This window comes from Streptomyces sp. NPDC050658 (assembly GCF_044457025.1).
Lineage (GTDB): Bacteria > Actinomycetota > Actinomycetes > Streptomycetales > Streptomycetaceae > Streptomyces.
In genome coordinates, this window is record NZ_JBITGM010000006.1 from 369,328 (window position 1) to 394,396 (window position 25,069).

Below are 25,069 nucleotides of genomic sequence, written 5' to 3' on the forward strand. Positions count from 1 at the left end.
TCCTCACTCATGTCGTTGCCGTCAGCCCTCGTCAGGGCCACCGGTCTCCTTGTCCTCCGCCACGTCGGCGGATTCCGCGGCCTCGGACTCGCCCTTGACCGTCTGCGCGCCCGGCTGCGGCTCGGCGACGGCCACCCGCGCGGGGCGGATGGTGCGCTCGCCGATCCGGTAACCCGGCTGCAGGATCGCCACGCAGGTCGTCTCGGTGACGTCCGGCGCGTACGAGTGCATCAGGGCCTCGTGGATCGTCGGGTCGAAGGGCTCGCCCTCCTTGCCGAACTGCTGGAGGCCCAGCTTGGCGACGACGGTCTCCATCGACTCGGCCACCGACTTGAAGCCGCCGACCAGCTCGCCGTGTTCGCGAGCGCGGCCGATGTCGTCGAGGGTCGGGAGGAGCTCGGACAGGAGGTTCGCCGCGGCGATCTCCTTGACCGTCACCTTGTCCCGCTCCACCCGGCGGCGGTAGTTCTGGTACTCGGCCTGGAGCCGCTGGAGGTCCGCGGTGCGCTCGTTGAGCGCGGTGCGCACCTGGTCCAGCTGGGCGGTCAGGCCCACGTCCTGGGCGGACGTCTTGCGTGCTGCGTCCCCGGCCGGGGCCGCCGGGCCCTCCTCGGTGGAGGGCTCGGCGGCCTTCGGCGCCGCGTCATCAGGGGTGGCGCCGGAGGGGACGTCGGACTCCTCGGCGTTCTCGCCGAAGCCCGGGGTCTCCTCGGTCATCAGGCGGCGCCGCCCTTCGCGTCACCGGGCTTCTCGTCGTCGACGATCTCGGCGTCGACCACGTCGTCGTCCTTGGACATGTTCGGGGCCTCGGCGCCCTCGGCACCCGGGGCCGCGCCCTCGGCACCCTGCGCGGCCTGCGCGTCCGCGTACATGGCCTGGCCCAGCTTCTGGGAGACGGCCGCGACCTTCTCGGTGGCCGTGCGGATCTCCGCCGAGTCCTCGCCCTTGAGCTTCTCCTTCAGCTCTTCGACGGCCGACTCGACCTCGGTCTTCACGTCACCCGGAACCTTGTCCGCGTTGTCCGCGAGGAACTTCTCCGTCTGGTAGACGAGCTGCTCGCCCTGGTTGCGGGACTCGGCGGCCTCGCGGCGCTTGTGGTCCTCGTCCGCGTACTGCTCGGCCTCCTGGCGCATGCGGTCGACCTCGTCCTTCGGCAGCGAGGAGCCGCCGGTGACGGTCATCTTCTGCTCCTTGCCCGTGCCGAGGTCCTTCGCGGTCACGTGCATGATGCCGTTGGCGTCGATGTCGAAGGCGACCTCGATCTGCGGGACACCGCGCGGGGCCGGCGGCAGACCGGTCAGCTCGAACATCCCGAGCTTCTTGTTGTACGCCGCGATCTCGCGCTCGCCCTGGTAGACCTGGATCTGCACGGACGGCTGGTTGTCCTCGGCCGTCGTGAAGATCTCCGACCGCTTGGTCGGGATGGTCGTGTTGCGCTCGATGAGCTTGGTCATGATGCCGCCCTTGGTCTCGATGCCGAGGGACAGCGGGGTCACGTCGAGGAGCAGGACGTCCTTGACCTCACCCTTGAGGACACCGGCCTGGAGGGCGGCGCCGATGGCGACGACCTCGTCCGGGTTGACGCCCTTGTTGGCGTCCTGACCGCCGGTCAGCTCCTTGACGAGCTCGGCGACGGCGGGCATACGGGTCGAGCCACCGACGAGAACGACGTGGTCGATCTCGGAGAGCTGGATGCCCGCGTCCTTGATGACGTTGTGGAACGGCGTCTTGCAGCGCTCCAGGAGGTCGGACGTGAGCTGCTGGAACTGGGCGCGCGTGAGCTTCTCGTCCAGGTGCAGCGGGCCCTCGGCGGAGGCCGTGATGTAGGGCAGGTTGATCGTGGTCTCCGTGGAGGAGGACAGCTCGATCTTGGCCTTCTCGGCCGCCTCGCGCAGGCGCTGGAGCGCCATCTTGTCCTTGGAGAGGTCCACGCCGTGGCCGTTGAGGAACTGCTTGACCAGGTAGTCGACGACGCGCTGGTCCCAGTCGTCACCACCGAGGTGGTTGTCGCCGTTGGTGGCCTTCACCTCGACGACGCCGTCGCCGATCTCCAGGAGGGACACGTCGAAGGTGCCGCCACCGAGGTCGAAGACGAGGATCGTCTGGTCGTCCTTGTCGAGGCCGTACGCCAGGGCGGCGGCCGTCGGCTCGTTGACGATGCGCAGGACGTTCAGACCCGCGATCTCACCGGCCTCCTTGGTGGCCTGGCGCTCCGAGTCGTTGAAGTACGCCGGGACGGTGATGACCGCGTCGGCCACCTTCTCGCCCAGGTACGCCTCGGCGTCGCGCTTCAGCTTCTGCAGGATGAACGCGGAGATCTGCTGCGGGTTGAAGCCCTTGTCGTCGATGTCCACCTTCCAGTCGGTGCCCATGTGGCGCTTGACCGACCGGATGGTCCTGTCGACGTTGGTGACCGCCTGGCGCTTGGCGACCTCGCCGACCAGCACCTCGCCGTTCTTCGCGAAGGCGACGACGGACGGCGTGGTCCTGGCGCCCTCGGCGTTGGTGATGACGGTGGGCTCGCCGCCTTCAAGAACGCTGACGACAGAGTTAGTCGTGCCCAGGTCGATGCCGACCGCACGTGCCATTTCGATTCCTCCAGAGGTACTACTTGAGTGGATCTGGCTCAAGGATGCACGAGAGGTTTCCCGGAGTCAACAGAGCTGAGTCTGGGCGACTCAACTCTTATCTCGCCCTTACGCGCAACTAGCGCTTCAGCGTGAAGGTGAAGTCCCCGGAGATCCGGCCGCTCAGCCGCGCCGCCGAGACGAGCTTTCCCTCCGCGATCAGCCGCTCGGTCCCGGCCCGCGAGAGGCCGCAGCCCTCGGCGATCAGCCGCACCGGGCGGACGGGAATCCGGGCTTCGAAACGGACTGACACGTCCATGGCCGCACCGTCACGGTCCGGTTGGTACGGGGCCGATCCGCCGGTGTCCAGGCGCCACGCGCCCGTCCAGTCGAGGGCGATGCGATTGCGGCGGCGTACGACCGGATCCTGGAGCAGCTCGGCCGCCAGAGCGGGATCGTTGCCGTGCATCCGGTCGAGGATTTCGGGCCGTACGGAGCGGACGTTGGCCCGCTCCCAGACCGTGAGCTTGGTGGTGTCCCCGCAGGAGACGCAGAGGGCGAGGAGCCAGGCGTCGAGGAGCCGGTGATTGGCGTTGACGCGGAACTTGCCGTCGGCCCGGAAGCGCCCGGAGGCGCAGCTGTGGCAGCGGCGAAGGACAAGAGGAAGGCAGGTGGGTATGACCACCCAGGTGGTGAGCACAGAAGTACACCGGTTCTGTGAGAAATCCGCAGAAAAGCAGCAAAAAGGAGCGCGGCGCACAGGGCGCGACGCGCGACAGATCAGCTCTCGGGAGGTCTCACGCGGTGTACAACGGCACGTCCTTGCCTAGACGACTCGGTCCGGCAGCACGGTAGGGGCGCCCGGCGGCGCGACGCCACAGGTTTTCGAGCGCCCCACGGGCCCCGCTATCCCTTCGGGGCGGCCTTCCACTCCTCGGCGAGGAGGCCGAGCAGCACCTCGTCCATGAATTCGCCGAGCACCCAGGCGGAGGAGCGCAGTACGCCCTCGCGGACGAAGCCGTTGCGCTCGGCGGAGCGCAGCATCCCGTGGTTGTCCGCCAGCGTCTCGATCTGCAGCCGTTGCAGGCCGCGTACGACAAAGCCGTAGTGACACAGCACGGCGACCACGTCGGTGCCGTAACCCTTGCCGCGGGCGGAGGGCAGCAGGCCCAGGCCGATGTGGGCGGTGCGGTTGTGGTTGTCGATGCCCCACAGGGTCGCGGTGCCGACCAGCGTGCCGCCGTCCAGCTCCACCACGGAGAAGGGGACGCTGCCCTGGTTGGTGTCGTCCACGAAGAGCCGCGGGTCCTTCGAGCCGGGCGTGATCGGCCGCCAGGGCCCGCCCTCGGCCCGCGATCCGTTGACCACGTCGTCGTAGAGCTCGGTCCGCAGGACCGGTATGTCCTCATCGTGCCGGGCGCGCAGCCCGACCGTGTTGCCCGTCAGCATGTGGGCTTCCTATCCGACCGGCCCGACCTGCGGCAACCAAATAGGCGGCCCCGAGAGGGCCCCGACGCGGCAAGGGTTGCCTGAGCGACGCAGATCACCGCCACGCTGGCTACAGTGCGGCGGAGTAAGTGGGTAGTCTCAGACGGACTGCATAAGTTACCGCTTAGTAATAGTTCGCCTCGCAGGCCCGAGGAGCCCCCAAATGCAACTCGCCGCGATCATCGTGTCGCTGGTCCTAATCGCGGTCGGCGTCGCGCTGTTCGGCCGTGCCATCGTGCAGATCTACCAGTTCATGCGGCTCGGCCAGAACGTGCCCGCGGGCACCCGCACCGATCAGCCCGTGCAGCGCACCGTCACCGTGGCCAAGGAGTTCCTCGGCCACACCCGCATGAACCGCTGGGGCATCGTCGGTGTCGCGCACTGGTTCGTGGCGGTGGGCTTCCTGACGCTGCTGCTCACGATCGTCAACGCCATCGGCCAGCTCTTCCAGGCCGACTGGCTGCTGCCGATCATCGGCGAATGGGCGCCGTACAACATCTACGTCGAGTTCATGGGCACGATGACCGTGCTCGGCATCCTCACCCTGATCGTCGTACGGCAGCTGAGCCGCCCCGACAAGCCGGGCCGCAAGTCCCGCTTCGCGGGCTCCAACACCGGCCAGGCGTACTTCGTCGAGACCGTCATCCTCGTCGTCGGCGTCTGCATCTTCATGCTGCACGCCCTTGAGGGCGCCCAGCACCACGTGGACAGCTACGAGGCGTCGTTCTTCATCTCGTACCCGGTGGTCTCGCTCCTCGACGGGCTCGACCTCTCCACGCTGCAGAACCTCACGTACTTCTTCGCGGGCCTGAAGATCGCGACCTCCTTCATCTGGATGATCACGGTCGCCCTGAAGACCGACATGGGCGTGGCCTGGCACCGCTTCCTCGCCTTCCCCAACATCTGGTTCAAGCGCGACGCGGACGGCTCCACCACCCTCGGCGAGCTGCAGCCCATGACGTCCGGCGGCAAGCCGATCGACTGGGAGGACCCGGCCGAGGACGCCGTGTTCGGCGTCAGCCAGATCGAGCAGTTCTCCTGGAAGGGCCTGCTCGACTTCAGTACGTGTACGGAGTGCGGCCGCTGCCAGTCGCAGTGCCCCGCCTGGAACACCGGCAAGCCGCTCTCCCCGAAGCTGCTGATCATGTCCCTCCGGGACCACGCGCACGCCAAGGCCCCCTACCTGCTCGCCGGCGGCGGCAAGGACATGGAGGGCAACGAGAAGGCCACCGAGGAGCAGCTCAAGGACGTGCCCGCGGCCGCCATCGCGGAGGCCGAGCGCCCCCTCATCGGCACCGCCGAAGAGAACGGCGTCATCGACCCCGACGTCCTGTGGTCCTGCACCTCCTGCGGCGCCTGCGTCGAGCAGTGCCCGGTGGACATCGAGCACATCGACCACATCGTCGACATGCGCCGCTACCAGGTGATGATCGAGTCCGCGTTCCCGTCCGAGGCGGGCACGATGCTCAAGAACCTGGAGAAGAAGGGCAACCCCTGGGGCCTGGCGAAGAAGCAGCGCCTGGAGTGGCTCAAGGAGCTCGACTTCGAGGTGCCGGTCGTCGGCAAGGACATCGAGGACCTCACCGAGGTCGAGTACCTCTACTGGGTCGGCTGCGCGGGCGCGCTCGAAGACCGCGCCAAGAAGACGACGAAGGCCTTCGCCGAGCTGCTCAACATCGCGGGCGTCAAGTTCGCGATCATGGGCGGCGACGAGAAGTGCACCGGTGACTCCGCCCGCCGCCTCGGCAACGAGCCGCTGTTCCAGCAGCTCGGCCAGGAGAACGTCATGGCGCTGAACATGGCGTTCGGCGAGGAGCTCGACGACGACGGCAAGGTCACGCCCGAGTCGGCCAAGCCGAAGACGGCGAAGAAGATCGTCGCCACCTGCCCGCACTGCCTCAACACCATCGGCAACGAGTACCCGCAGCTCGGCGGCGACTACGAGGTCATCCACCACACGCAGCTGCTCCAGCACCTCGTGGACGAGGGCAAGCTGCTCCCCGTCACGCCGGTCGAGGGCATCATCACGTACCACGACCCCTGCTACCTGGGCCGCCACAACAAGATCTACACGCCGCCGCGCGAGATCATCGGCAAGGTCCCGGGCCTCAGGAACGAGGAGATGCACCGCCACAAGGAGCGCGGCTTCTGCTGTGGCGCCGGTGGCGCGCGGATGTGGATGGAGGAGCGGATCGGCAAGCGTATCAACGACGAGCGAGTCGACGAGGCGCTGTCCACCAACCCGGACATCGTCTCCACGGCCTGCCCGTTCTGTCTCGTCATGCTGACCGACTCGGTCAACGGCAAGAAGAACGACGGCAAGGCCAAGGAGTCCATCCAGGTCGTCGACGTCGCGCAGCTGCTGCTTGAGTCCGTCAAGACCCCAGTGGACCCGGCCGGCGAGGCCGAGACCGCGGACGAGCCGGAGCCCGAGCCGGTGAAGTAGTCCCTGACACCAGCGCTTCAGGCCGGTTCCGCCCTTGTGGGCGGGACCGGCCTGTTGCGTCCTGGCGGAAGGGGAGCATCATGTGCAGGTTGTTGTGTCGCAGGGGTTTCAAGGGGCGGTCGAGGTCAGGGTGATGGTGGGCATGCGTGGCGACGGACGTGGCGACAGATGTGGCGACAGACCCGGCGGTATACGCGAGAGCCGCAGCGGTACACGCGGCACCTGCACCGCCCGGATACGGCTCACCGCCGCCGCCCTCGGCTGCGCCCTGCTGCTCGCGGGCTGCGGCAGCGACGGTGACGGCGACGCCGCCGGGCACCGTCCGGTCAGCATGGCCGACAAGGGCGAGGCGTCCGCGCGCCTGCCCGTACCCCGCGGCGACGGCAGCCGTGTCGCCGACGACTTCAACGGGGACGGCGCCCCCGACCTCGTACTCGACGATCTCGTGCACAGCGGCCACGGCGACGACGCGGGCATCGGCGTCGTCTACGGCACCCGGCGCGGACTGCGGCCCGGCGCGCGGCAGTTGCTGAGCGCGCGGGAGAACGGGGCGCGGACCAAGGGCGAGCTGCCCGCCGCGTTCGAGTCGGAGGCGTCCTGCGACCTCGACAAGGACGGCTTCACCGATCTGCTCGTCTCCACCGATCCGCCCTACGACGGCCTGGGCCAGCCGCCCGTGCCGCTGCAGATCCTCTTCGGCTCGCCCAAGGGCCTGACCGGCAAGGCCGTGAAGGTGAAGGTGCCCGCGCAGGCGCGGATCGGCAACGACTGGTCCGACCAGCCGGTCTGCGGCGACTTCGACGGGGACGGCGCGAACGACCTCGTGCTGCACGCGAGCGGCGCGCGGATCAGCTTCCTGCGGGGTCCCTTCAAGCGCAGCGGCGCCGCGCGCGCCGCCGGGAAGCCGCTGACCGCTCCGGGCAACGACCTCGTCACGGGCGAGGCCACGGACGTCGACTCCGACGGTTACGACGACGTCCTCGTCCGGAAGGCCGCCGGCGCGTCGGGCGCGGCCGCCTCCGCGCTCGTCCTGGGCGGCCCGAAGGGTCCCGCGGAGACCGGGGTGCTCTTCCCCGCCGGTACGGACGTCGCGTTCGGGCGGTTCGGCAAGGGCAAGGGGACGGACGCGGCGATCGCGGGCCCGTCCGGCGTCGCCCTCCGCTACGACGTGCCGGGCACCCAGCGGGACACGATGGAGGCGCGGCGGGTCTCGGTGGACGCGGGCGACCTCGACGGCGACGGCCTCAGCGAGCTGGTGATGAGCGGTGGCGGCAGCGGGAGCGGTGGCGGCGCGGGTGAGGTGCGGGTCTTCCGGGGGCGCGCGTCGGGCCTCGACGCGAACGCGTCGGCGACGGTGATTCCCTCGGCGAAGGGTTCGGACAAGGGCACGACGCAGGTGCTCGCCGTCGCGGACTTCGACGGGGACAAGCGGGCGGATCTCGTCCTGCGCACGTATCGCGGGGACGGGGCGGACACGGTGGGCGTATATCCGGGCGTACGGGGCGACTTGGTCGCGCGGAAACCGCAGCTGACGTTCTCTACGGGGGAGTTCGTGGGTTCGTAGGGGCGAGGGGGGCCAGCGGCGGGCGGCGGGCGGCGGGCGGCTGGTCGGGGAGTTGGGGTACGGGCTCGCCCGGCTCCCGACGCGCGGCCCGTCAGGGAGTTGACCAGCTCCCGGCGCCCGCCCGGTTCACCCGGACGTCACCTTCACGCTTCTCTCGCACAACCATTCGTACGCCTCGTCCGTCACATCCCCGGAAGCATTTCCCCACTCCCGGGAGTCCCACGTGCGCGTACGAAACCTGGCCATTGCCGCGAGCGTCGCGGCCCTCGCCGCAGCAGGGCTCACGCTGCCGCTCGCCGGGACGGCAACCGCCGCGTCCACGCTCAAGGACGACTACAACGGCGACGGCTACCGCGACCTCGCGATCGGCAACCCCGGCAGCAACTCCGTGACGGTGACCTTCGGTTCGGCGGACGGCCTCGCCGGGAACCGCGCGGACACGCTCACCCAGAACTCGATCCAGGTGCCCGGAGTCACCGAGCCCGAGGACGAGTTCGGCGAGAGCGTCACCAGCGGCGACGTGAACAGGGACGGCTACGCGGACCTGATCGTCGGCGCCCCCGGCGAGAAGGTGGAGGGCAGGCCCTCCGGTTCCATCACCATCCTCTGGGGAGGCCAGGGCGGCTTCACCGCGGGCGGCCGCGTCCTCAACTCCCCGGCCGACAGCACCGGACGCTACGGCGAGGCGGCGGCCTGGACCGACTTCGACGGCGACGGCGCGCCCCAGCTGACCGTGATCAGCGGCGACAACTGGTGGTACTACTCCAGCTACGGCGAGGACGGCCGCGTACACGGCCTCGAGGTCGACTTCATCCCCGAGGGCGCCCGCCTCGACGGCATGCTCGCGGGCAAGTTCAAGACCAAGGAAGGCACCGGCCTCGTCCTGTTCGGCGAGCGCGCGGACGGCGGCGCCTACACCGCGCACATGAACGGCGGCTTCGGCGACTACGGCTATCAGGCCGAGGTCCTCGGCGAGGGCGACGACCCGACGGCGACGCGCGACGCGGCCACCGCGGGCGACGTGAACGGTGACGGTTACGACGACCTGATCACCGGCAACTCCCGCGCGGGCAAGGGCGGTTCGGTCAGCGTCCGGCTCGGCGGCGACCGCGCGATGGCCGCTCCGGTGACGTACGACCAGGACAGCGCGGGCGTACCGGGCGCGGGCGAGGCGGGCGACGGCTTCGGCGCGTCCGTGGCCCTCGGCGACGTGACGGGCGACGGCTTCCCCGACCTCGCGGTGGGCGCGCCCGGCGAGACGGTCGGCACGGTGACCGGGACCGGCAGCGTCGTCCTGCTCAAGTCGTCGGCGGGCAGCTTCACTTCGGGCCAGTCCTGGCACCAGGAGACGGCGGGCGTACCCGGCGTCGCGGAGCCGGGCGACGGCTTCGGTACGTCCGTACGCCTCAAGGACATCAACAAGAACGGCAAGGCGGACCTGGCGACCGGTGCGACCGGCGAGGACATCGGGACGACGGCGGACGTCGGGGCGGTGTGGTCGCTGCGGGGCGTGTCGACGGGGCTGACGTCGTCGTACGCGACGTCGTTCAACGGGTCGGACTTCGGGGTCGGCGGGACGGGCACGGCGTTCGGGCGGACGTTGCGCTGATCCTGGCGGCAGACCCGAAGCAAGCCCCCACCTCAACCATCGCTATACATAAGTGAGTTGGAGAAGAGCCCCATGCCCGCAACGGCCAGGCAGCAGCACCCGCACCGCCGCCCCACGCGAACCAGGATCCTCACCGCGGCCGCCCTCTGCGCCGCCACCGCCCTCGGCGTCACCGGCCTGACGGCGGGCGGCGCGTCCGCCGCCGGGCCCTCGAAGCTCAAGGCCGACTACAACGGCGACGGATACGTGGACCTGGCGGTCGGCGTGCCGGGCGCGACGGTCGGCGGCAAGGCCAAGGCCGGTTACGTGAACGTCGTCTGGGGCGGCGCCTCCGGCCTCGGCAAGCACGGCTCGGTCAACGTCGGCCAGGGCACGGCTGGCGTCCCCGGCACGGTCGAGGGCAACGACCGCTTCGGCACGGCCGTCCACTCCGCCGACCTGAACGGCGACGGCTACAGCGACCTGATCGCCTCCGCTCCCGGCGAGGCCATCGACGACACCCCGGACGTCGGCACCATCTCCGTGCTGTGGGGCGGGGCCGGCGGCTTCACCAAGGGCGGCATCACGGCGGCCAAGGGCGGCGCCGAGGACTCCAGGATCGGCGGCGTACTCACCACGGGCGACTACAACGGGGACGGCGAGCAGGACCTCGTCTTCCCCATCGCCGGCGAGGAGGGCACGTCGACGATGATGCGCCCCGGCCCGATCACCGCGGCTTCGGACACCTCACCCGCGATGGTCGAGAACCACCACTTCGGCGGCCCGCGCGCGTACGCCTCCGGCGACTTCGACGGGGACGGCAAGGACGACCTCGCGGTGTCGTACAAGGGGATGGAGATCTCCGGTACGCGCGTCGTCAGCAAGGCGTCCGGGGAGTGGCAGAGCCTCTGGAGCACGGGGGATCACGGCACTTCGGTCGCCGCCGGTGACTTCGACGGGGACGGTACGGCGGACCTCGCGCTCGGCGGCGTCACGGCGAACCCGGAAGCCGAGTCCACCCTCTGCGAGGACCGGCTCGGCGGCGCGGTCCTCACGGTCTACGGCAAGCAGGGCACCGCGCTCGGCGGCGGCACCGCCTGCACGACGCAGGGTTCGCCCGAGGTCGGCGGCAACCCCGAGTCCGGCGACAACTTCGGCGTCTCCCTCGCGGTGGCCAACCTCGACCGTGACGGCATCGACGAACTGGTCGTGGGCGGCGACGCGGAGGCGGTGGGCACGGCGGCGGGCGCGGGCACGTACTGGGTCCTCGCCTCGGCCGGCACGGGCAAGTCCCTGGTAGGCCCGGCCTACAGCCAGAACTCCGCGGGTGTGGCTGGCACGGCGGAGGCGGGCGACCGCCTCGGCGCGGCGGTGGCCGCCGGCGACTACAACGGCGACGCGTACCCGGATGTCGCCGTGGGCGCACCGGGCGAGGACGCAGCCTCGGGCGGCGTCTGGTACGCGCCCACCCCCAAGGAGGGCCCCAACCCGGCGGTGACGTCGGTGACTCCGGGGAAGCTGGGCCTGGCGGGGGCGAGCGGGTACGGGTCGGTGCTGGCCCGGTAGCGGCACTGGCTCCCCGCCCGACCCACAACCGCAACGCACAACCGCAACCCGCAACCCATAGCCCGCAGCCCGCAACCCGCAACCCACAGCGCATAGCCCGCAGCCCGCAGCCCGCAACCCACAGCGCATAGCCCACACGCACAACGCGCAACGCACAACGCACAACCCACACAGAGCGCGACACGCACAGCCACTCACCACAGGAGCCCCCTGATGCCCAAGCACAAGCGACGCCCCTCCACCCCCTCCAGACGCAGCCGCCTCGCGGCAGCAACGGCCACCGCAGCCGCGCTCACAGGCGGACTCCTCACCCTCACGGCCACCACGGCGACCGCCGCGGACGCCCCCGCGGCCACCCAGCCGGACGACGCCGACTTCAACGGCGACGGCGTCGCCGACCTCGCCACCTCCGCCCCGCACGCGAACGTCGGCGGCAAGGACAGGGCGGGCCAGGTGGTCGTCACGTACGGCGGCACCACCCAGCGCCACACCACCTACAGCCAGAACAGCGCGGGCGTACCCGGAACCGCGGAGAAGGGCGACATCTTCGGCGCGGACACCGCGTACGGAGACTTCGACCGCGACGGCTACGACGACCTCGCGGTAGGAGCCAACGGCGAGGACGTCGGCACCGACGTGGACGGCGGCACCGTACAGATCCTGTGGGGCTCGCCGAACGGCCTGTCCGGCGGCAGCACGCTCGCGGACCCGCGCCCCACCAAGCACGACGGGTTCGGCGGCCCCATCGAGGCGGGCGACTTCGACGGCGACGGCAAGGACGACCTCGCCGTGGGCGCGGGCTCCGCCGCCACCCTCGACCTCTTCGACGGCGGCATCACCCGCGCCGGCACCCCCGGCGACCACTACACGGTCCTGCCGCCCATCCTCGGCGGCGAGGGCGCGGGCCCCTTCAACCTTCACTCGGGCGACGTCAACGGCGACGGCAGGGACGACCTGATCGTCGACGGCTATTCGTCGGGCGACGGCTACAACGCCAACCTCTGGCTCCCCGGCAGCGCGAACGGCATCACCACGACCGGCGTCCAGCGCCTGCCCGCCGGCTTCATCACGGACGTGGGCGACACGAACGGCGACGGCTACGGCGACATCATCGTCGGCCTGACCTGGGACGAGGGCATCTCGGGCGCCAACAAGGGCGGCACGGTGTACGTCATCGAGGGCAACGCCAACGGCCCGTACGGCCCCAGCCAGGCCATCACCCAGGACACGGAGGGCGTTCCGGGCGCGGGCGAGAACGGCGACGAGTTCGGCGGGGAACTGGACCTGGGCGACATCAACGGCGACGGCCACCTGGACCTCGTCGTCAGCTCCCCCGGCGAGGACCTGGACGGCGTGGCAGACGCGGGTTCGGCGACGCTCATCTACGGCGCGGCGGACGGCTCGGGCCTCTCCACCAAGGGAGCGGTACTGCTCAGCCAGGACACTCCGGGAGTCCCCAACTCCAATGAGGCGAACGACTACTTCGGCTCGGACGTCCACATCGACGACCTGAACGGGGACGGCCGCGGAGACGTCGCGATCGGCGCGCTGGGCGAGAACGGCGCCAACGGCGCGGTCTACGCCCTGACCTCGAACGCCGACGGCACCCTCTCGGGCTCATCCGGCATCTACACCTCAACGGCAGGCATCTCGGCAACGGGCACTCCGCGCCTGGGCGCCAACTTCGCCGACTGACGCACCCCACCAAGCCGCCGGGCCCGCACGTTCCCCCCGATGCGGGCCCGGCTCCCCTCCCGGAGCTCCCGTGCGCATCCGCACCTTCATCCTGGCCGCGTCCCTGACGACCACCGGCCTGCTCGTCCTGCCCACCACAACAGCCACGGCCGCCCCCGCCCGATACGCCGACGACTTCAACGGCGACGGCTACCGGGACCTCGTGGTGGCCGCCCCGTCGGCCACCGTCTCGGGGCACGAGGCAGCGGGCTCCGTCGTGGTCCTCTACGGCTCGTCGTCCGCACCGTCGGCGGCCAAGCGCAAGCTGATCTCGCAGGCCACCACGGGAGTTCCCGGTACCCCTGAGACGGGTGACAGGTTCGGTGAGTCGATTTCCTCCGCCGATCTGGACCTCGACGGATACGCGGACCTGGTCATCGGAGCCCCCGGCGAAGACGTGGACGGGGTGGCCAACCGGGGCACCGCCACCGTCATCTGGGGTTCGGCATCCGGCCTGACCGGCGGGGCCAACCTGCCCACCACCCACGGTTCGAACGCCACCGGCTGTGCCTTCGGCACGGATGTGGCGGCCGTCGGAAAGACGCCGTACCCGACCGCGGACGTCCGGGTCGCGGGCGGATGCTCCGTCTGGACGTTCAGGGCGCCCGTCACCCGGACCGGGAAGCCCGCCGCCAAGTCCCGGCGAGTCATGGGGCCTTCGGCCGCGAAGCTCACGACCGGGGACCTCGACGGCGACTCGACGGCCGACGAGGTGGAGATCTCCGTGGGCCTCGGCGACCTCCCGAGCGGCGGCGTCTACATCAACAGGTCGGGGAGCGCCTACGAACCGCCGCTCTCCCACGACGGCGACAACGCCGCCATCGGCGACGTCAACGGCGACGGTTACGGCGACCTGGTGGTCGGCGACAGCTCCGACACGACCATCGACGGGACACCGCAGCCGGGCACCGGACACGAGGGCGGCCAGATCGCCGTATGGCTCGGCAGCGCATCGGGCATCGACGCCGGCACCGCGCCCCTCCTGGTCAACCAGTCGACACCCGGAGTGCCCGGAGCGTCCGAGGCCGGGGACTCCTTCGGCGCGGACGTGAGCGTCACGGACGTCGACGGCGACGGATACGGCGACATCGCCGTCGGTACGCCGGGCGAATCCCTGGGCTCGGCGCAACGAGCGGGCAGTGTCGTGATCGTCCCGGGCAGCCGGTCCGGGCCCACCGGGGCCGGCGCCTACAGCATCACCCAGGACACGTCCGGCGTCCCCGGCACCGCCGAGCGCACGGACCTCTTCGGCAGCACCGTCCGCCTCGCCGACCTCACCAAGGACGGCAGGCCGGAGCTGGTCGTCGGTGCCCCCGGCGAGAACGCTCCCGGCGCCACCCGTGACACGGGCGGCATCTGGTCCTTCAAGGGCACGTCCACGGGCCCGAGCACGGCCGCCTCATCGAGCATCATGGCCGGCTCGGTGGGCCTGCCGACGTCGAGCGACACGAACTGGGCCGAGGCCGTCCTCGCCCCCTGACACCCACGACGAGCTCGCCCCCTGACACCCACGACGAGTTGGAGCCCTTCATGCCCGCACACAACCGCGACCGCAACCGCGACCGCAACCGCGACCATTCCCGCCCCCGCCCCCGCCCCCGCCCCCTCGCCCTCGCCGTGGCCACGGCCCTGGCCGCCACCGGCCTCGCCCTCCCCCTCGCGACCACCGCCGTCGCCGCCGACCCCGCCCCCCTCGCCAGCGACTTCAACGGCGACGGGTACGCGGACCTCGCCGTCGGGGTGCCCGCGGGCAGCGTCGACGGCAAGGCCAAGGCCGGTTACGTCAGCGTCGTCTTCGGTGGCGAGAACGGGCCCGGGCCGCACGGGGTGCGGCGGATCACTCAGGCCACCGTCGAGGTGCCCGGCACCCCCGAGGCCGGTGACCGGTTCGGGGGCGCCGTCACCACCGCGTACATCGATGACGACAACTACGCCGATCTCGTCATCGGAGCTCCGGGCGAGGACATCGACACCAACGCCGACGCGGGCTCCGTGACCGTTCTCTACGGCACCGGCGACGGCTTCGCCACGGCCAACACCGCGGCCCGCGGCGACGTGGCGGGCGCCGCGTACGGAAACGCGCTGGTCGCCGCCGACTTCACCGGTGACACGGACGTCGACCTGGCCATCGGGGGCAAGGACAAGGTCGTCTACAACGCGCATCCGCTCGTCGCCCGGACCGAGACGCTGATGGGTGACCGCATGGGCGGGCGCGCGCCCGTCATGACCACCGGCGACTTCGACTCCGACGGCCGCCCCGAACTGGCCGTCGCCTTCTACACGCAGAACCAGCCCTACACCCAGTCGCACGTCCAGCTCTTCAAGTACTTCAAGGACGAGTACCGCTTCGGCCTGACCTGGAGCAGTGACAACAGCGCCGCCAACGCGCTCGCCGCGGGCGACTTCAACGGCGACGGCCACGACGACCTCGCCCTCGGCAACTGCCGCGAGATCGCCGACGAGAACATCGACGACCCCTGCGGCCCGGAAGGGTTCGCCAAGGGCGGCGGCATCCACATCCACTACGGGGACGGCAACGGCCTCGTATGGGAGGGGCAGACCCTCAACCAGGACACCCCGGGTGTTCCCGGTGTCGCCGAGACGGGTGACGACTTCGGCAACGCGCTCACCGCGTCGGACGTCGACGGCGACGGCAAGGACGACCTGATCGCGGGCGCCCCCGGCGAGGCCATCGGCAGCGCGGCACGCGCCGGCAGCGTCACCGTCCTCAAGGGCGGCGCGCAGGGCATCCTCGGCACGGACGGCACCGCCCGCGCCGCCGCGTTCCAGCAGAACACCCCCGACGTCCTGGGCGCCGCCGAGGCCAGCGACACCTTCGGCGCCGCGCTCGCCACCGCCGACCACAACGGGGACGGCGTACCGGACCTGTCCGTGGCCGCGCCCGGCGAGAACGCCTCGGCCGGCGGCGTCTGGAACCTGCCCGGCGCGGTCCCCGGCGGCTCGGTCGTCACCCCGAACTCCCTTGGCCTGCCGTCCTCTTCGGACCCGCTGGCGTACGGGGCGGTGCTGCGCCGCTGAAGCAACGGCGGCACCGCCGAGCCCCGGCAGCACCGGCCGGCCTGTGGCTGTCCCCTCCGGGATCCCCTAAGGGTTGTCACAGGTCGGCGGCAAACCCGCTCTCCTCCCGAGGAGGGACGACCGCGCCCCTTCAGACCAGGTACGTTCGATTCGTGGCTGGATTCAGGATCGGACGCGGCCGGGACAACCGCGCCCCGCAAGCGCGACCGCAACAACGACCGCGGCAGGAGCCGTACGGGCAGCAGGCCCCCCAGGGCCAGCAGCCGCTGTACGGCTATCCGCAGGCGCCTCCGGGCCCTCAGCAGCAGTACGGCCGGGGCCCAGGAGGCCCTGGCGGGTACGGCGGGCAGCAGTGGCCGCAGGCGGGCGGCGGCAACCACGGGGAGCCGGAGTACTTCGGCGGGCCGGGTGACCCCGGACACGGGGGCCAGGGCGGCCAGGGGGGACACGGCGGCTACGACCCGTACGCCGCGAACAACCCCGGTCACACCCAGGCCTTCTCCATCGGCGAGGACCCGTACACGCAGGGTGACACCTACCGCGCGGGCCAGGCGAGCGCCCCGCCCATGGGCCCCCGCCTGCACTGGAAGGACCTGCTGCGCGGCATCGTGCTGCGCCCCGGCCCGACCTTCCTCCAGATGCGGGACTACGCGATGTGGGCCCCGGCCCTGATCGTCACCTTCATCTACGGCCTGCTCGCGATCTTCGGCTTCGACGCGGCCCGTGAGGACGCGATCAACGCCACGATCTCGTCGGCGGTCCCGTACGCCCTGATGACAGGCATCGCGATCACGATCAGCACCTTCGTGCTCGGCGTGGTCACCCACACCCTGGCCCGCCAGCTAGGCGGCGACGGCGCCTGGCAGCCGACGGTCGGCCTCTCCATGCTGATCATGTCGATCACGGACGCGCCCCGCGTGATCGTGGCGATGTTCCTGGGCGGCGGCCAGCCCTTCGTCCAGCTGCTCGGCTGGGTGACCTGGTTGGCGGCGGGCGGCCTGCTCACGCTGATGGTGAGCAAGTCCCACGACCTGCCGTGGCCGAAGGCACTGGGCGCGGCGTCGATCCAGCTCCTGGCGATCCTGGCGATCATCAAGCTGGGCACGTTCTAGCGGCAGACACAGAGACAGAGCCAGACGCACAAGGAAGGGCCCCAGCGGACGACAGTCCACCGGGGCCCTGCTGCGTACTGAGACGACCGTCAGGCGTCGAGCACCTGACCCGCCCGCTTAACGACGGGCGGCTCGACGCTCCACGGGAAGTTGATCCACTCGTCGGTGCGCTTCCAGACGTACTCGCACTTCACCAGCGAGTGCGACTTCTCATAGATCACGGCGGACCGCACCTCGGCCACGTGGTCCAGGCAGAAGTCGTGTACGAGCTTCAGCGTCTTCCCGGTGTCGGCGACGTCGTCGGCGATGAGCACCTTCTTGTCGGTGAAGTCGATGGCGTTGGGGACGGGCGCGAGCATGACCGGCATTTCGAGCGTGGTCCCCACCCCCGTATAGAACTCCACGTTCACCAGATGGATGTTCTTGCAGTCGAGCGCGTAGGCGAGCCCGCCGGCGACGAAGACGCCACCACGGGCGATGGAGAGGACGACGTCCGGCTGGTACCCGTCATCGGCGATGGTCTGCGCGAGCTCGCGCACGGCACCACCGAACTTCTCGTAGGTCAGGTTCTCCCGCACGCCACTCACACCACTGCTGCTCATACTGCTGCTCACACCTGCGTCCGATGGAAATTGAGGAAGGACCGGGAGGCGGTCGGCCCGCGCTGGCCCTGATAACGAGACCCGTACCGCTCAGACCCGTAGGGCGACTCGGCGGGCGAGGTCAGCCGGAACATGCACAGCTGCCCGATCTTCATCCCCGGCCAGAGCTTGATCGGCAGGGTGGCGAGGTTCGACAGCTCCAGGGTCACGTGCCCGCTGAACCCGGGGTCGATGAACCCGGCGGTGGAGTGCGTGACGAGCCCGAGCCGCCCGAGGCTGGACTTCCCCTCGAGCCGACTGGCGAGGTCGTCCGGCAGGCTGATGACCTCATACGTCGAGGCGAGCACGAACTCACCCGGGTGCAGGATGAACGGCTCGTCGCCCTCGGGCTCCACGAGCCGCGTCAGGTCGGCCTGCTCGACGGAGGGGTCGATGTGTGGATAGCGGTGATTCTCGAACACCCGAAAGTAGCGGTCGAGCCGCACATCGATGCTGGAGGGCTGCACCATGGATTCGTCGTACGGATCGATCCGCACCCGTCCGGCGTCGATCTCGGCCCGGATGTCCTTGTCTGAGAGAAGCACGCACCGAGGATACGCAGAGCGCGCGGGCCCGCCCCAATCGGACGTACCCGCGCGCCTCACTGCTGCCGTCCGCGACCGTCCCCGGCCGCGCCCCGCTACCGCTTCTGCGCCGCGACGGGCACGGCATGCCGCAGCCGTGCACATCGTGGACATCGGATGAGACGGCCGGGCCCGAGCCGGTCGGCCTTCTGCATCGGGAACGAAGCGGTGCTGAACACGTGCCCTTCGGCACAACGGACGACGGTGCGCTCCATCAAGTCCTCGAGTCCCTTCCCCAAAGCCGTAGTTGAGCTAGCAGCTCCGCGCACCGCGTACCCGCGGTGCTCGTACGCGAGCTGACGACGAAAGGCCACATTACGGGACGAAAGGGGCGCCCCTCCAGGCGGCACTCCGATCCCTCACGGTACGCCCCAACTCCCGCGCCCCGCAGCGCCATCCACGCCCCGGACGCCACACAGGCCCCAGGGAGAAACCACCCGGGGCCCGGCATGAGGTAGAGTGTGCGGCATTACGACACCGCCTCGGGGCGGCGTCTTACGCGGGTGTAGTTTAGTGGTAGAACATCAGCTTCCCAAGCTGAGAGTGCGAGTTCGATTCTCGTCACCCGCTCTTGATCGAACCCCTGGGTCCTGGACCCGGGGGTTCTTTGGTGTCAGGGGCACTTGAGGTCTGTCGATGCCGCGGCGAGCGTTTCGTCCAGCTTCTTGATCTGTGGCTGCAGCTGGTTCAGGGCGTCCTTGCCCGTCGTGTCGTCCGGCAGGTCGTCGTACGCCTTCTTCAGGTCGTCCGCCGCGTTCGTCAGGGCTTCCTTCTTTGCCGAGTCGAGTTTGCCCAGGTCGTTCTTTACGTCGTCCCAGCCGTCCTGAACATCCTCGTGGGCGTCCTTGATCTGTTCCTTCGTGGCCGACGCCGGGTCGAGGTCCCGGAGTTTTGTGTTGTCGGCCTTCAGTTCCGAGAGGTCCGAGCACAGGTCGGCCGCCGCCTCCGTGGCTTCTTCCCTGGGCGAGTCGTCGTCATCGTCCGAGCACGAGGTGACGGAGAGAGCCAGAGCCGCGCAGAGCATGCCGGTTGCCAGCAGACGCTTCATGAAGGTGCCGCCTTTCGGTTCACGTCGAACCTCGCACGCCTCGCCCCGTGTCGCATCCGGGCGCCCCGCCGTCACCCGGACGGCCGAGCCCGCCTCGCCGGAGTGCTGGTCGGACGGTCCCCTGAGGGGAGCACAAGGAGGCGACTGTGGCCGAGGGTGAGGAACTCCGCGAACTGAGGGCTCGGTTGGCCGCCTTGGAGGCCGAGCGGGCCGAGCGGGACAAGCCGCCGCGGCATCGGGGGCGGTCCGCGGTCGCCTGTCTTCTCGTCGTCGTCGGGTGTCTGCTCGCGCCCCTCTCCGTCGTCGCCTCCTGGGCCGCCGATCAGGTCGGTGACACCGATCGGTACGTCGCGACCGTCGCGCCGCTCGCCTCCGACCCGGACGTGCAGGACGCCGTGGCCGATCGCGCCACCGACGCCGTCATGTCCCGTATCGATCTCTCGACGCTGCTCTCCGACGTGCCCGCCCAGGACCGGCCCCGGCTTGAGAAGGCCCTTGGCAGGCTGGGGGATTCCTTGGAGGGCGCCGTCCGCAGTTTCGTGCACGACAAGGCGCGGGCCCTGGCCGGCTCCGACGCCTTCGAGAACATCTGGGAGCAGGCCAATCGGCAGGCCCACAGTGCCGTGAACAAGGCACTGACCGGGAAGGGCGGCGGCGCCGTCCAGTTGGAGGGCGACGCGGTCACGTTGGATCTGGGGCCGCTCGTCGAGCGGGTCAAGGAGCGGCTCGTCGATGAGGGGATGGCTGTCGCCGGGCGGATTCCCGCGGTCGATGCCTCGTTCACCCTCGTCCGGTCGGAGAACATCGGCAAGGCGAAGACCTATGTGCGGCTGCTGCAGCTCGCCGGGAACTGGCTTCCCGTCATCGCCCTCGCCCTTGTCGCCGCCGGTGTCCTCATCTCCGTACGGAAGAGGAGGGCCTTGGTCGGCGGGGCTGTCGCTGTTGCCGTCGCCACCGGGTTGCTGGGGATCGGGCTGCGGGTCTTCCGGGTGATCTACCTGGACCGGCTGCCCGCGAGCGTCTCTCAGGACGCTGCCGCCGCCGTGTACGACACCATGACGCACTTTCTCTTCACCATGGTCCGGATGGTCGTCGCGCTCGGCGTCGTCGTCGCGCTCGCCGCCTGGCTCACCGGGTCCGGGCGGCGGGCCGCGCTGGTGCGGGGGCTGTGGAGTTCCGGCATCGGGGCCGTGCGGGCCACCGCTGATCGGGCGGGGCTGCGGATCGGGCCCGTCGGGTCCTTCGTGCGGCGGTACCGGGGCTGGATCACGTGGGTGCTGGTGGCGGGAGCACTGCTCATCTATCTGGTGTGGTCGTATCCGACCGGGTGGGTCGTCGTGGGTATCGCGCTGTGTCTCGTCGCCGCGCTTGCCGTCGTGGAGTTTCTGGGGGGCGAGGTCGGGGCGGAGGGCCGGTGAGGGTGCTCCGCCCCGGTCGCCGCTACACCGGCAGGCGGTCCAGCAGGCCGGCGAAGTCCGCCCCCGGCGGCAGCGTCCCGAAGGCCAGGCCCCGGTCGCCGGCCAGGCGCGAGGCGCAGAACGCGTCCGCCACGGCGGGCGGTGCGTGGCGGACCAGGAGGGACGCCTGGAGGACCAGCGCCGCGCGTTCGATGACCCGGCGGGCGCGGAGGGGGGCGTCCTCCGTGAGGGTCAGTTCGGAGCGGAGGTCGCGCCAGGCCGCGTCCAGGCGGGCGTCGGCTCCGGACGCCGCCTCGATCTCCGCGCGGAAGGCCTCCAGGGACTCCGGTTCGCGTGCCAGGGCGCGCAGCATGTCGAGGGCGTTGACGTTGCCCGAGCCCTCCCAGATTCCGTTGAGCGGGGCGTCGCGGTAGAGGCGGGGCATGCCGGACGCCTCGTCGTAGCCGTTGCCGCCCAGGCACTCCAGGGCCTCGGCGACCGCCATGGGCTGGCGCTTGCACACCCAGTACTTGCCGACGGCCGTCGCCAGGCGCAGGAAGGCGCGCTCCCCGGAGTCGCCGCGCTGGGCACGGTCGGCGGCGCCCGCCAGGCGCAGGGCGAGCGTCGTCGCGGCCTCGGACTCCAGGCTCAGATCGGCCAGGACGTTGCGCATCAGCGGCTGGTCGATCAGCTTCGCGCCGAACACCGAGCGGTGCCTGGCGTGGTGCGCGGCCTGCGCGAGGGCGGCGCGGGTGCCGGACGCCGAGCCGAGCACGCAGTCGAGGCGGGTCATGGTGACCATCTCGATGATCGTGCGTACGCCGTTGCCCTCGTCCCCCACCAGCCAGGCGACCGTGTCGTCGAACTCGGGCTCGCTGGACGCGTTGGAGCGGTTGCCGAGCTTGTCCTTCAGGCGCTGGATGCGGAAGGTGTTGCGGCTGCCGTCCGGCAGGACGCGCGGGACCAGGAAGCAGGAGAGGCCGCCGGGCGCCTGCGCGAGGACGAGGAAGAGGTCGTTCATCGGCGCGCTCGTGAACCACTTGTGGCCGCGCAGCCGCCAGGTCCCGTCGGCCTGTTCGGCGGCGGCGGTCGTGTTGGCGCGGACGTCGGTGCCGCCCTGCTTCTCCGTCATGCCCATCCCCGCGAGCAGTCCGCGCTTGTCGGCGGGGGCGCGCAGACCGGGGTCGTACACGTGGCTCGTGAGCAGCGGTTCGTACGTCTTCGCCAGGCCGGGGGCGTGGCGCAGGGCCGGGACCACGGCGTACGTCATGGAGACCGGGCAGCCGTGGCCCGCCTCGGTGCCGCTCCACACCATGAACCCTGCGGCCCGCGCCACATGCGCGCCCGGCCGCTCGTCGGCCCAGGCGCTGCCGCCGAGTCCCTCGCCGATCGCCACCTCCATGAGGGAGTGGTACGCGGGGTGGAAGTCGACCTCGTCGACGCGGTTGCCGTAGCGGTCGTGGCTGCGCAGCACCGGCTCGTGGCGGTTGGCCTCCTCGGCCCAGCGCTGCACCTCCTCGCTCGCCGCTCGGCGGCCTATCCGGTGCAGGTCGTCGACGTACCAGGCGGCGCCTTCGCGGCGTACGCCCTCAAGGAGGACCGGGTCGTCGGCGGCGTCGTGACCCGTCAACGGCGGGGTCTGGTTGGTGACTTCGTGGGTTGTGGAGGTGGGGTTGCTGCGGGGGGTGGCGGTGGTGGCGGTGGTTCCGGTGGTGGCAGTGGTGCCGATGGTTTCGGTGGTGGCAGTGGTGCCAATGGTTCCGGTGGTGCCGGTCGCTTCGGTCGCGGTCATGGGGCCTCCTTCGGGGAACGGTGGGGTCAGTCGGTCGGTTCGGGCATCGGGGCGCCCGCGCACCGCAGGGCCATCGCGGTGAGGCCGGCCAGGAGTTCCTCGGTTGCCTTCGAGTCGGGCGCGGCGAGCGGGTCGACGAGGACCTCGCCCACCGCTCCGGTGAGCGCGGCCGCGGTGATCTCGCCGTCCTGCGGGGGAAGTTGGCCGGTGGCGACGCCCTCGCGTACGACGTCGGCCCACAGGGCGCGGTAGCGGCGGCGGAACTCCAGGCGCTCGGCGCCGACCGCCGGTTCGGCGGGGGCGGCGAGCAGGGCGTAGGCCAGGCCGCGGTTCTCCAGGGCGCGGCGGGCGAAGACGTCGACGCCGCGGACGAGCCGCTCGACCGGCGTTCCGGGGCCGTGCAGCACCTCGCCGAGCACCTCCACCTCGCGTCCCGCGGCCCGCCGGAAGACCTCTACGGCGAGCGCCGCCTTGGACGGGAAGTGCTGGTAGACGGAGCCGGCCGCGATGCCCGCCGAGTCGGCGACGGCGGTGACGGAAGCCTGTGACCAGCCGACTTCCGCCACGACCGAGGTCGCGCAGCTGATCAGGCGCTCCCTGGCGGCTTCGAGGCGGCTGACTTCGGCGGGGGTCTTGCGGTAGGCCATGTAAGAAGTGAACCATCATTCAGAGGTTGCGGCCAGGGGCCGGTCCTGACCTACGGCACTCCCCGCCGGCCGGGAAACTGCTCCAGACTGGTCTCAACTGTTCGTACAGTCACAGGAGTTGCCGACGTGAGTGCCGCACCGGAAACGGATCTCGACACCAGCCCCTTCGACCGTGCCCTCGCCGACCTGCGCGAGCACGCCGAGTCCTGGACCGCCACGCCCCTGCCCGAGCGGATCGGCCTGCTGGAGCGGATGCTCCCGCGGATCGCCACCGCCGCCGACGGCATGGTCGCCGACGCCGCCCGCGCCAAGGGCTACGCCGCCGACTCCGAGTGGGCCGCCGAGGACTGGACGACCGCGCCCTGGGCCCTCGCGCAGTCCGTCGGCGCGTATCTGCACGTCCTGCGCCGCCTTGCCGCCGGGCAGCCGCCGGTCGCGGAGAAGGCGGTGCGCGAGCGCGACGGACGTACGGTCGTCGACGTCTTTCCCGCCACCCCCTGGGACCGCCTGCTGCTCAACGGCTTCAGCGCGCAGGTGTGGACGCTGCCCGGCACCACACGGGAGCGGGTCCTGACCCGCGCCGCCGGCGAGTACCGGGGGCGGGCCGGTGCGCCGGCCGTCGCGCTGGTGCTCGGCGCCGGGAACGTACCGTCGATCACACCGCTCGACATCCTGCACAAGCTGTACGCGGAGGGCCAGGTGGTCCTCGCCAAGATGAACCCGGTCAACGCCTATCTCCGCCCGCACTTCGAGGCGGTGTTCGCCGAGTTCATGGAGCGCGGCTGGGTCCGCTTCGCCGACGGCGGGGCCGCGGAAGGGGCGTACCTCACCACGCACGACGGCGTCGACACCATCCACGTCACCGGCAGCGAACGCACCCACGACGCCATCGTCTGGGGCACGGACGAGGAGGCCGCACGGCGCCGCGCGGCGGACACTCCGCTCAACACCAAGCCGTTCACGAGCGAGTTGGGCGGCGTGAGCCCCTGCATCGTGACGCCGGGGGCGTGGAGCGCCGCCGACTTCCGCTTCCAGGCCGAGCACATCGTCACCAGCAAGATGAACAACTCCGGCCACAACTGCGTCGCCAGCCAGATCCTGATCCTGCCCCGCGACTGGACCGGCACCGAGCGGCTGCTCGCCGAGATCCGCCGCGTCCTGCGCGAACTGCCGCCGCGCGCCGACTACTACCCCGGCGCGGACCGCCGTCTGGACGCGGTGACCGGCGCCCACCCCGATGCCGAGCGGCTCGGCGGCGGCGATGCCTCCTGCCGGCTCCTCGTCCCGGACATCACCGGCGTCGACGACCCGATGCTCACGGACGAGGTGTTCGCCAGCGCGCTGGGGGTGGTGCGGCTGCCGGGCAAGGGTGTTGCCCAATTCCTGGACGCGGCAACGGAGTTCGCGAACGACCGGCTGCCGGGCACGCTCGGCGCCACGCTGCTGGTCCACCCCCGGACCGAGCGCGCGCACCGGGCGGCGGTGGACAAGGCCGTCGCCGCGCTCCGCTACGGCACCCTCGGTGTCAACTGCTGGTCGGCGTTCGGCTTCCTGCTCGGCTACACCCCGTGGGGCGCCTTCCCCGGGCACACCCGGCAGGACATCGGCAGCGGCATCGGGTTCGTGCACAACGCGTTCATGCTGGAGGACGTCGAGAAGACGGTGGTACGGGCGCCGTTCGCCCCCGCGCCGCGCGGCCTGTTCACCGGCTCGCCCTCGCTCTCACCGCGCCCGCCGTACTACGTCACCAGCCGCACGGGGCGTACGACGATGGAGCGTCTGACGGCCTACACGACGGCCCCTGACCCGGCGCGGTTGCCGGGGATCTTCGCGTCGGCGTTGCGCGGGTGAGGCGG

19 protein-coding genes and 1 tRNA gene are annotated in these 25,069 nt (G+C 70.9%); 11 read left to right on the forward strand and 9 right to left on the reverse strand.

All coding sequences use genetic code 11. From position 1 onward, the window contains the following. Positions 1 to 21: 21 nt before the first annotated feature. The 4 genes from grpE to ACIBKX_RS23015 form a co-directional block, all read right to left on the reverse strand. Complete coding sequence (gene grpE / locus ACIBKX_RS23000; protein ID WP_363270188.1) at positions 22 to 717, reverse strand: nucleotide exchange factor GrpE; 696 nt, start codon at positions 715 to 717, stop codon at positions 22 to 24. Then, positions 717 to 2,588 (reverse strand): molecular chaperone DnaK, encoded by a 1,872-nt coding sequence (dnaK, locus tag ACIBKX_RS23005; RefSeq protein ID WP_363270187.1) that lies wholly within the window; start codon positions 2,586 to 2,588, stop codon positions 717 to 719. The genes grpE and dnaK overlap by 1 nt, the downstream gene beginning before the upstream one ends. A 118-nt stretch (positions 2,589 to 2,706) precedes the next feature. Further along, positions 2,707 to 3,267 (reverse strand): DUF1062 domain-containing protein, encoded by a 561-nt coding sequence (locus ACIBKX_RS23010; protein ID WP_363270186.1) that lies wholly within the window; start codon positions 3,265 to 3,267, stop codon positions 2,707 to 2,709. Between the two features lie 206 nt (positions 3,268 to 3,473). Next, positions 3,474 to 4,016: a GNAT family protein gene (locus ACIBKX_RS23015; RefSeq protein ID WP_363270185.1), complete on the reverse strand. Its 543-nt coding sequence runs from the start codon at positions 4,014 to 4,016 to the stop codon at positions 3,474 to 3,476. 202 nt (positions 4,017 to 4,218) lie between these two features. Between ACIBKX_RS23015 and ACIBKX_RS23020 the strand changes: the two genes are divergently transcribed. The 8 genes from ACIBKX_RS23020 to ACIBKX_RS23055 all read left to right on the forward strand — a co-directional run bounded on the left by ACIBKX_RS23020 (position 4,219) and on the right by ACIBKX_RS23055 (position 17,104). Then, on the forward strand, positions 4,219 to 6,501 hold the full coding sequence (locus tag ACIBKX_RS23020; RefSeq protein ID WP_363270184.1) for a (Fe-S)-binding protein: 2,283 nt from the start codon (positions 4,219 to 4,221) through the stop codon (positions 6,499 to 6,501). Between the two features lie 136 nt (positions 6,502 to 6,637). After that, positions 6,638 to 8,065, forward strand: coding sequence for an FG-GAP repeat domain-containing protein (locus ACIBKX_RS23025; RefSeq protein WP_399376010.1), 1,428 nt, complete (start codon positions 6,638 to 6,640; stop codon positions 8,063 to 8,065). A 223-nt stretch (positions 8,066 to 8,288) separates the two neighbouring features. Then, positions 8,289 to 9,674, forward strand: coding sequence for an FG-GAP repeat protein (locus ACIBKX_RS23030; RefSeq protein WP_363270182.1), 1,386 nt, complete (start codon positions 8,289 to 8,291; stop codon positions 9,672 to 9,674). A gap of 72 nt (positions 9,675 to 9,746) precedes the next feature. Next, positions 9,747 to 11,219 (forward strand): FG-GAP repeat protein, encoded by a 1,473-nt coding sequence (locus ACIBKX_RS23035; protein ID WP_363270181.1) that lies wholly within the window; start codon positions 9,747 to 9,749, stop codon positions 11,217 to 11,219. Between the two features lie 213 nt (positions 11,220 to 11,432). After that, positions 11,433 to 12,914 carry an FG-GAP repeat protein gene (locus ACIBKX_RS23040; protein WP_363270180.1) on the forward strand — a complete coding sequence of 494 codons (1,482 nt, stop codon included), beginning with the start codon at positions 11,433 to 11,435 and terminating at the stop codon, positions 12,912 to 12,914. Positions 12,915 to 12,984: 70 nt separating this feature from the next. Continuing rightward, entirely contained in the window at positions 12,985 to 14,433 is a 1,449-nt protein-coding gene (locus tag ACIBKX_RS23045; RefSeq protein ID WP_363270179.1) for an FG-GAP repeat protein, read from the forward strand. A gap of 50 nt (positions 14,434 to 14,483) precedes the next feature. Further along, positions 14,484 to 15,992, forward strand: a complete 1,509-nt coding sequence (locus ACIBKX_RS23050) for an FG-GAP-like repeat-containing protein (protein ID WP_363270178.1) — start codon at positions 14,484 to 14,486, stop codon at positions 15,990 to 15,992. 152 nt (positions 15,993 to 16,144) lie between these two features. Then, complete coding sequence (locus tag ACIBKX_RS23055) at positions 16,145 to 17,104, forward strand: Yip1 family protein (protein ID WP_363270177.1); 960 nt, start codon at positions 16,145 to 16,147, stop codon at positions 17,102 to 17,104. A gap of 89 nt (positions 17,105 to 17,193) precedes the next feature. Here the strand turns inward: ACIBKX_RS23055 and ACIBKX_RS23060 are convergent, their stop codons facing one another. Beyond that, a complete protein-coding gene (locus tag ACIBKX_RS23060; protein WP_363270502.1) occupies positions 17,194 to 17,691 on the reverse strand; it encodes a phosphoribosyltransferase in 498 nt (165 codons plus the stop codon). A 23-nt stretch (positions 17,692 to 17,714) separates the two neighbouring features. After that, complete coding sequence (gene dcd / locus ACIBKX_RS23065) at positions 17,715 to 18,290, reverse strand: dCTP deaminase (RefSeq protein WP_121787742.1); 576 nt, start codon at positions 18,288 to 18,290, stop codon at positions 17,715 to 17,717. A gap of 538 nt (positions 18,291 to 18,828) precedes the next feature. Between dcd and ACIBKX_RS23070 the strand changes: the two genes are divergently transcribed. Beyond that, a tRNA-Gly gene (locus ACIBKX_RS23070) sits at positions 18,829 to 18,899 on the forward strand. Positions 18,900 to 18,942: 43 nt separating this feature from the next. Here the strand turns inward: ACIBKX_RS23070 and ACIBKX_RS23075 are convergent. Next, positions 18,943 to 19,377, reverse strand: a complete 435-nt coding sequence (locus tag ACIBKX_RS23075) for a hypothetical protein (RefSeq protein ID WP_363270176.1) — start codon at positions 19,375 to 19,377, stop codon at positions 18,943 to 18,945. 146 nt (positions 19,378 to 19,523) lie between these two features. Between ACIBKX_RS23075 and ACIBKX_RS23080 the strand changes: the two genes are divergently transcribed. Next, positions 19,524 to 20,795: a hypothetical protein gene (locus ACIBKX_RS23080; protein WP_363270175.1), complete on the forward strand. Its 1,272-nt coding sequence runs from the start codon at positions 19,524 to 19,526 to the stop codon at positions 20,793 to 20,795. A 22-nt stretch (positions 20,796 to 20,817) separates the two neighbouring features. Here ACIBKX_RS23080 and ACIBKX_RS23085 read toward each other — a convergent pair whose 3' ends face one another. Beyond that, positions 20,818 to 22,566 carry an acyl-CoA dehydrogenase family protein gene (locus tag ACIBKX_RS23085; protein ID WP_363270174.1) on the reverse strand — a complete coding sequence of 583 codons (1,749 nt, stop codon included), beginning with the start codon at positions 22,564 to 22,566 and terminating at the stop codon, positions 20,818 to 20,820. 26 nt (positions 22,567 to 22,592) lie between these two features. Next, complete coding sequence (locus tag ACIBKX_RS23090) at positions 22,593 to 23,213, reverse strand: TetR/AcrR family transcriptional regulator (RefSeq protein WP_363270173.1); 621 nt, start codon at positions 23,211 to 23,213, stop codon at positions 22,593 to 22,595. A 126-nt stretch (positions 23,214 to 23,339) separates the two neighbouring features. On the opposite strand from ACIBKX_RS23090, the gene ACIBKX_RS23095 reads away from it, so the two are divergent. Further along, the gene (locus ACIBKX_RS23095; protein WP_363270172.1) at positions 23,340 to 25,064 is read left to right on the forward strand and encodes an aldehyde dehydrogenase family protein; all 1,725 of its coding nucleotides are present in this window, start codon (positions 23,340 to 23,342) and stop codon (positions 25,062 to 25,064) included. The last annotated feature ends 5 nt before the right edge of the window (positions 25,065 to 25,069 follow it).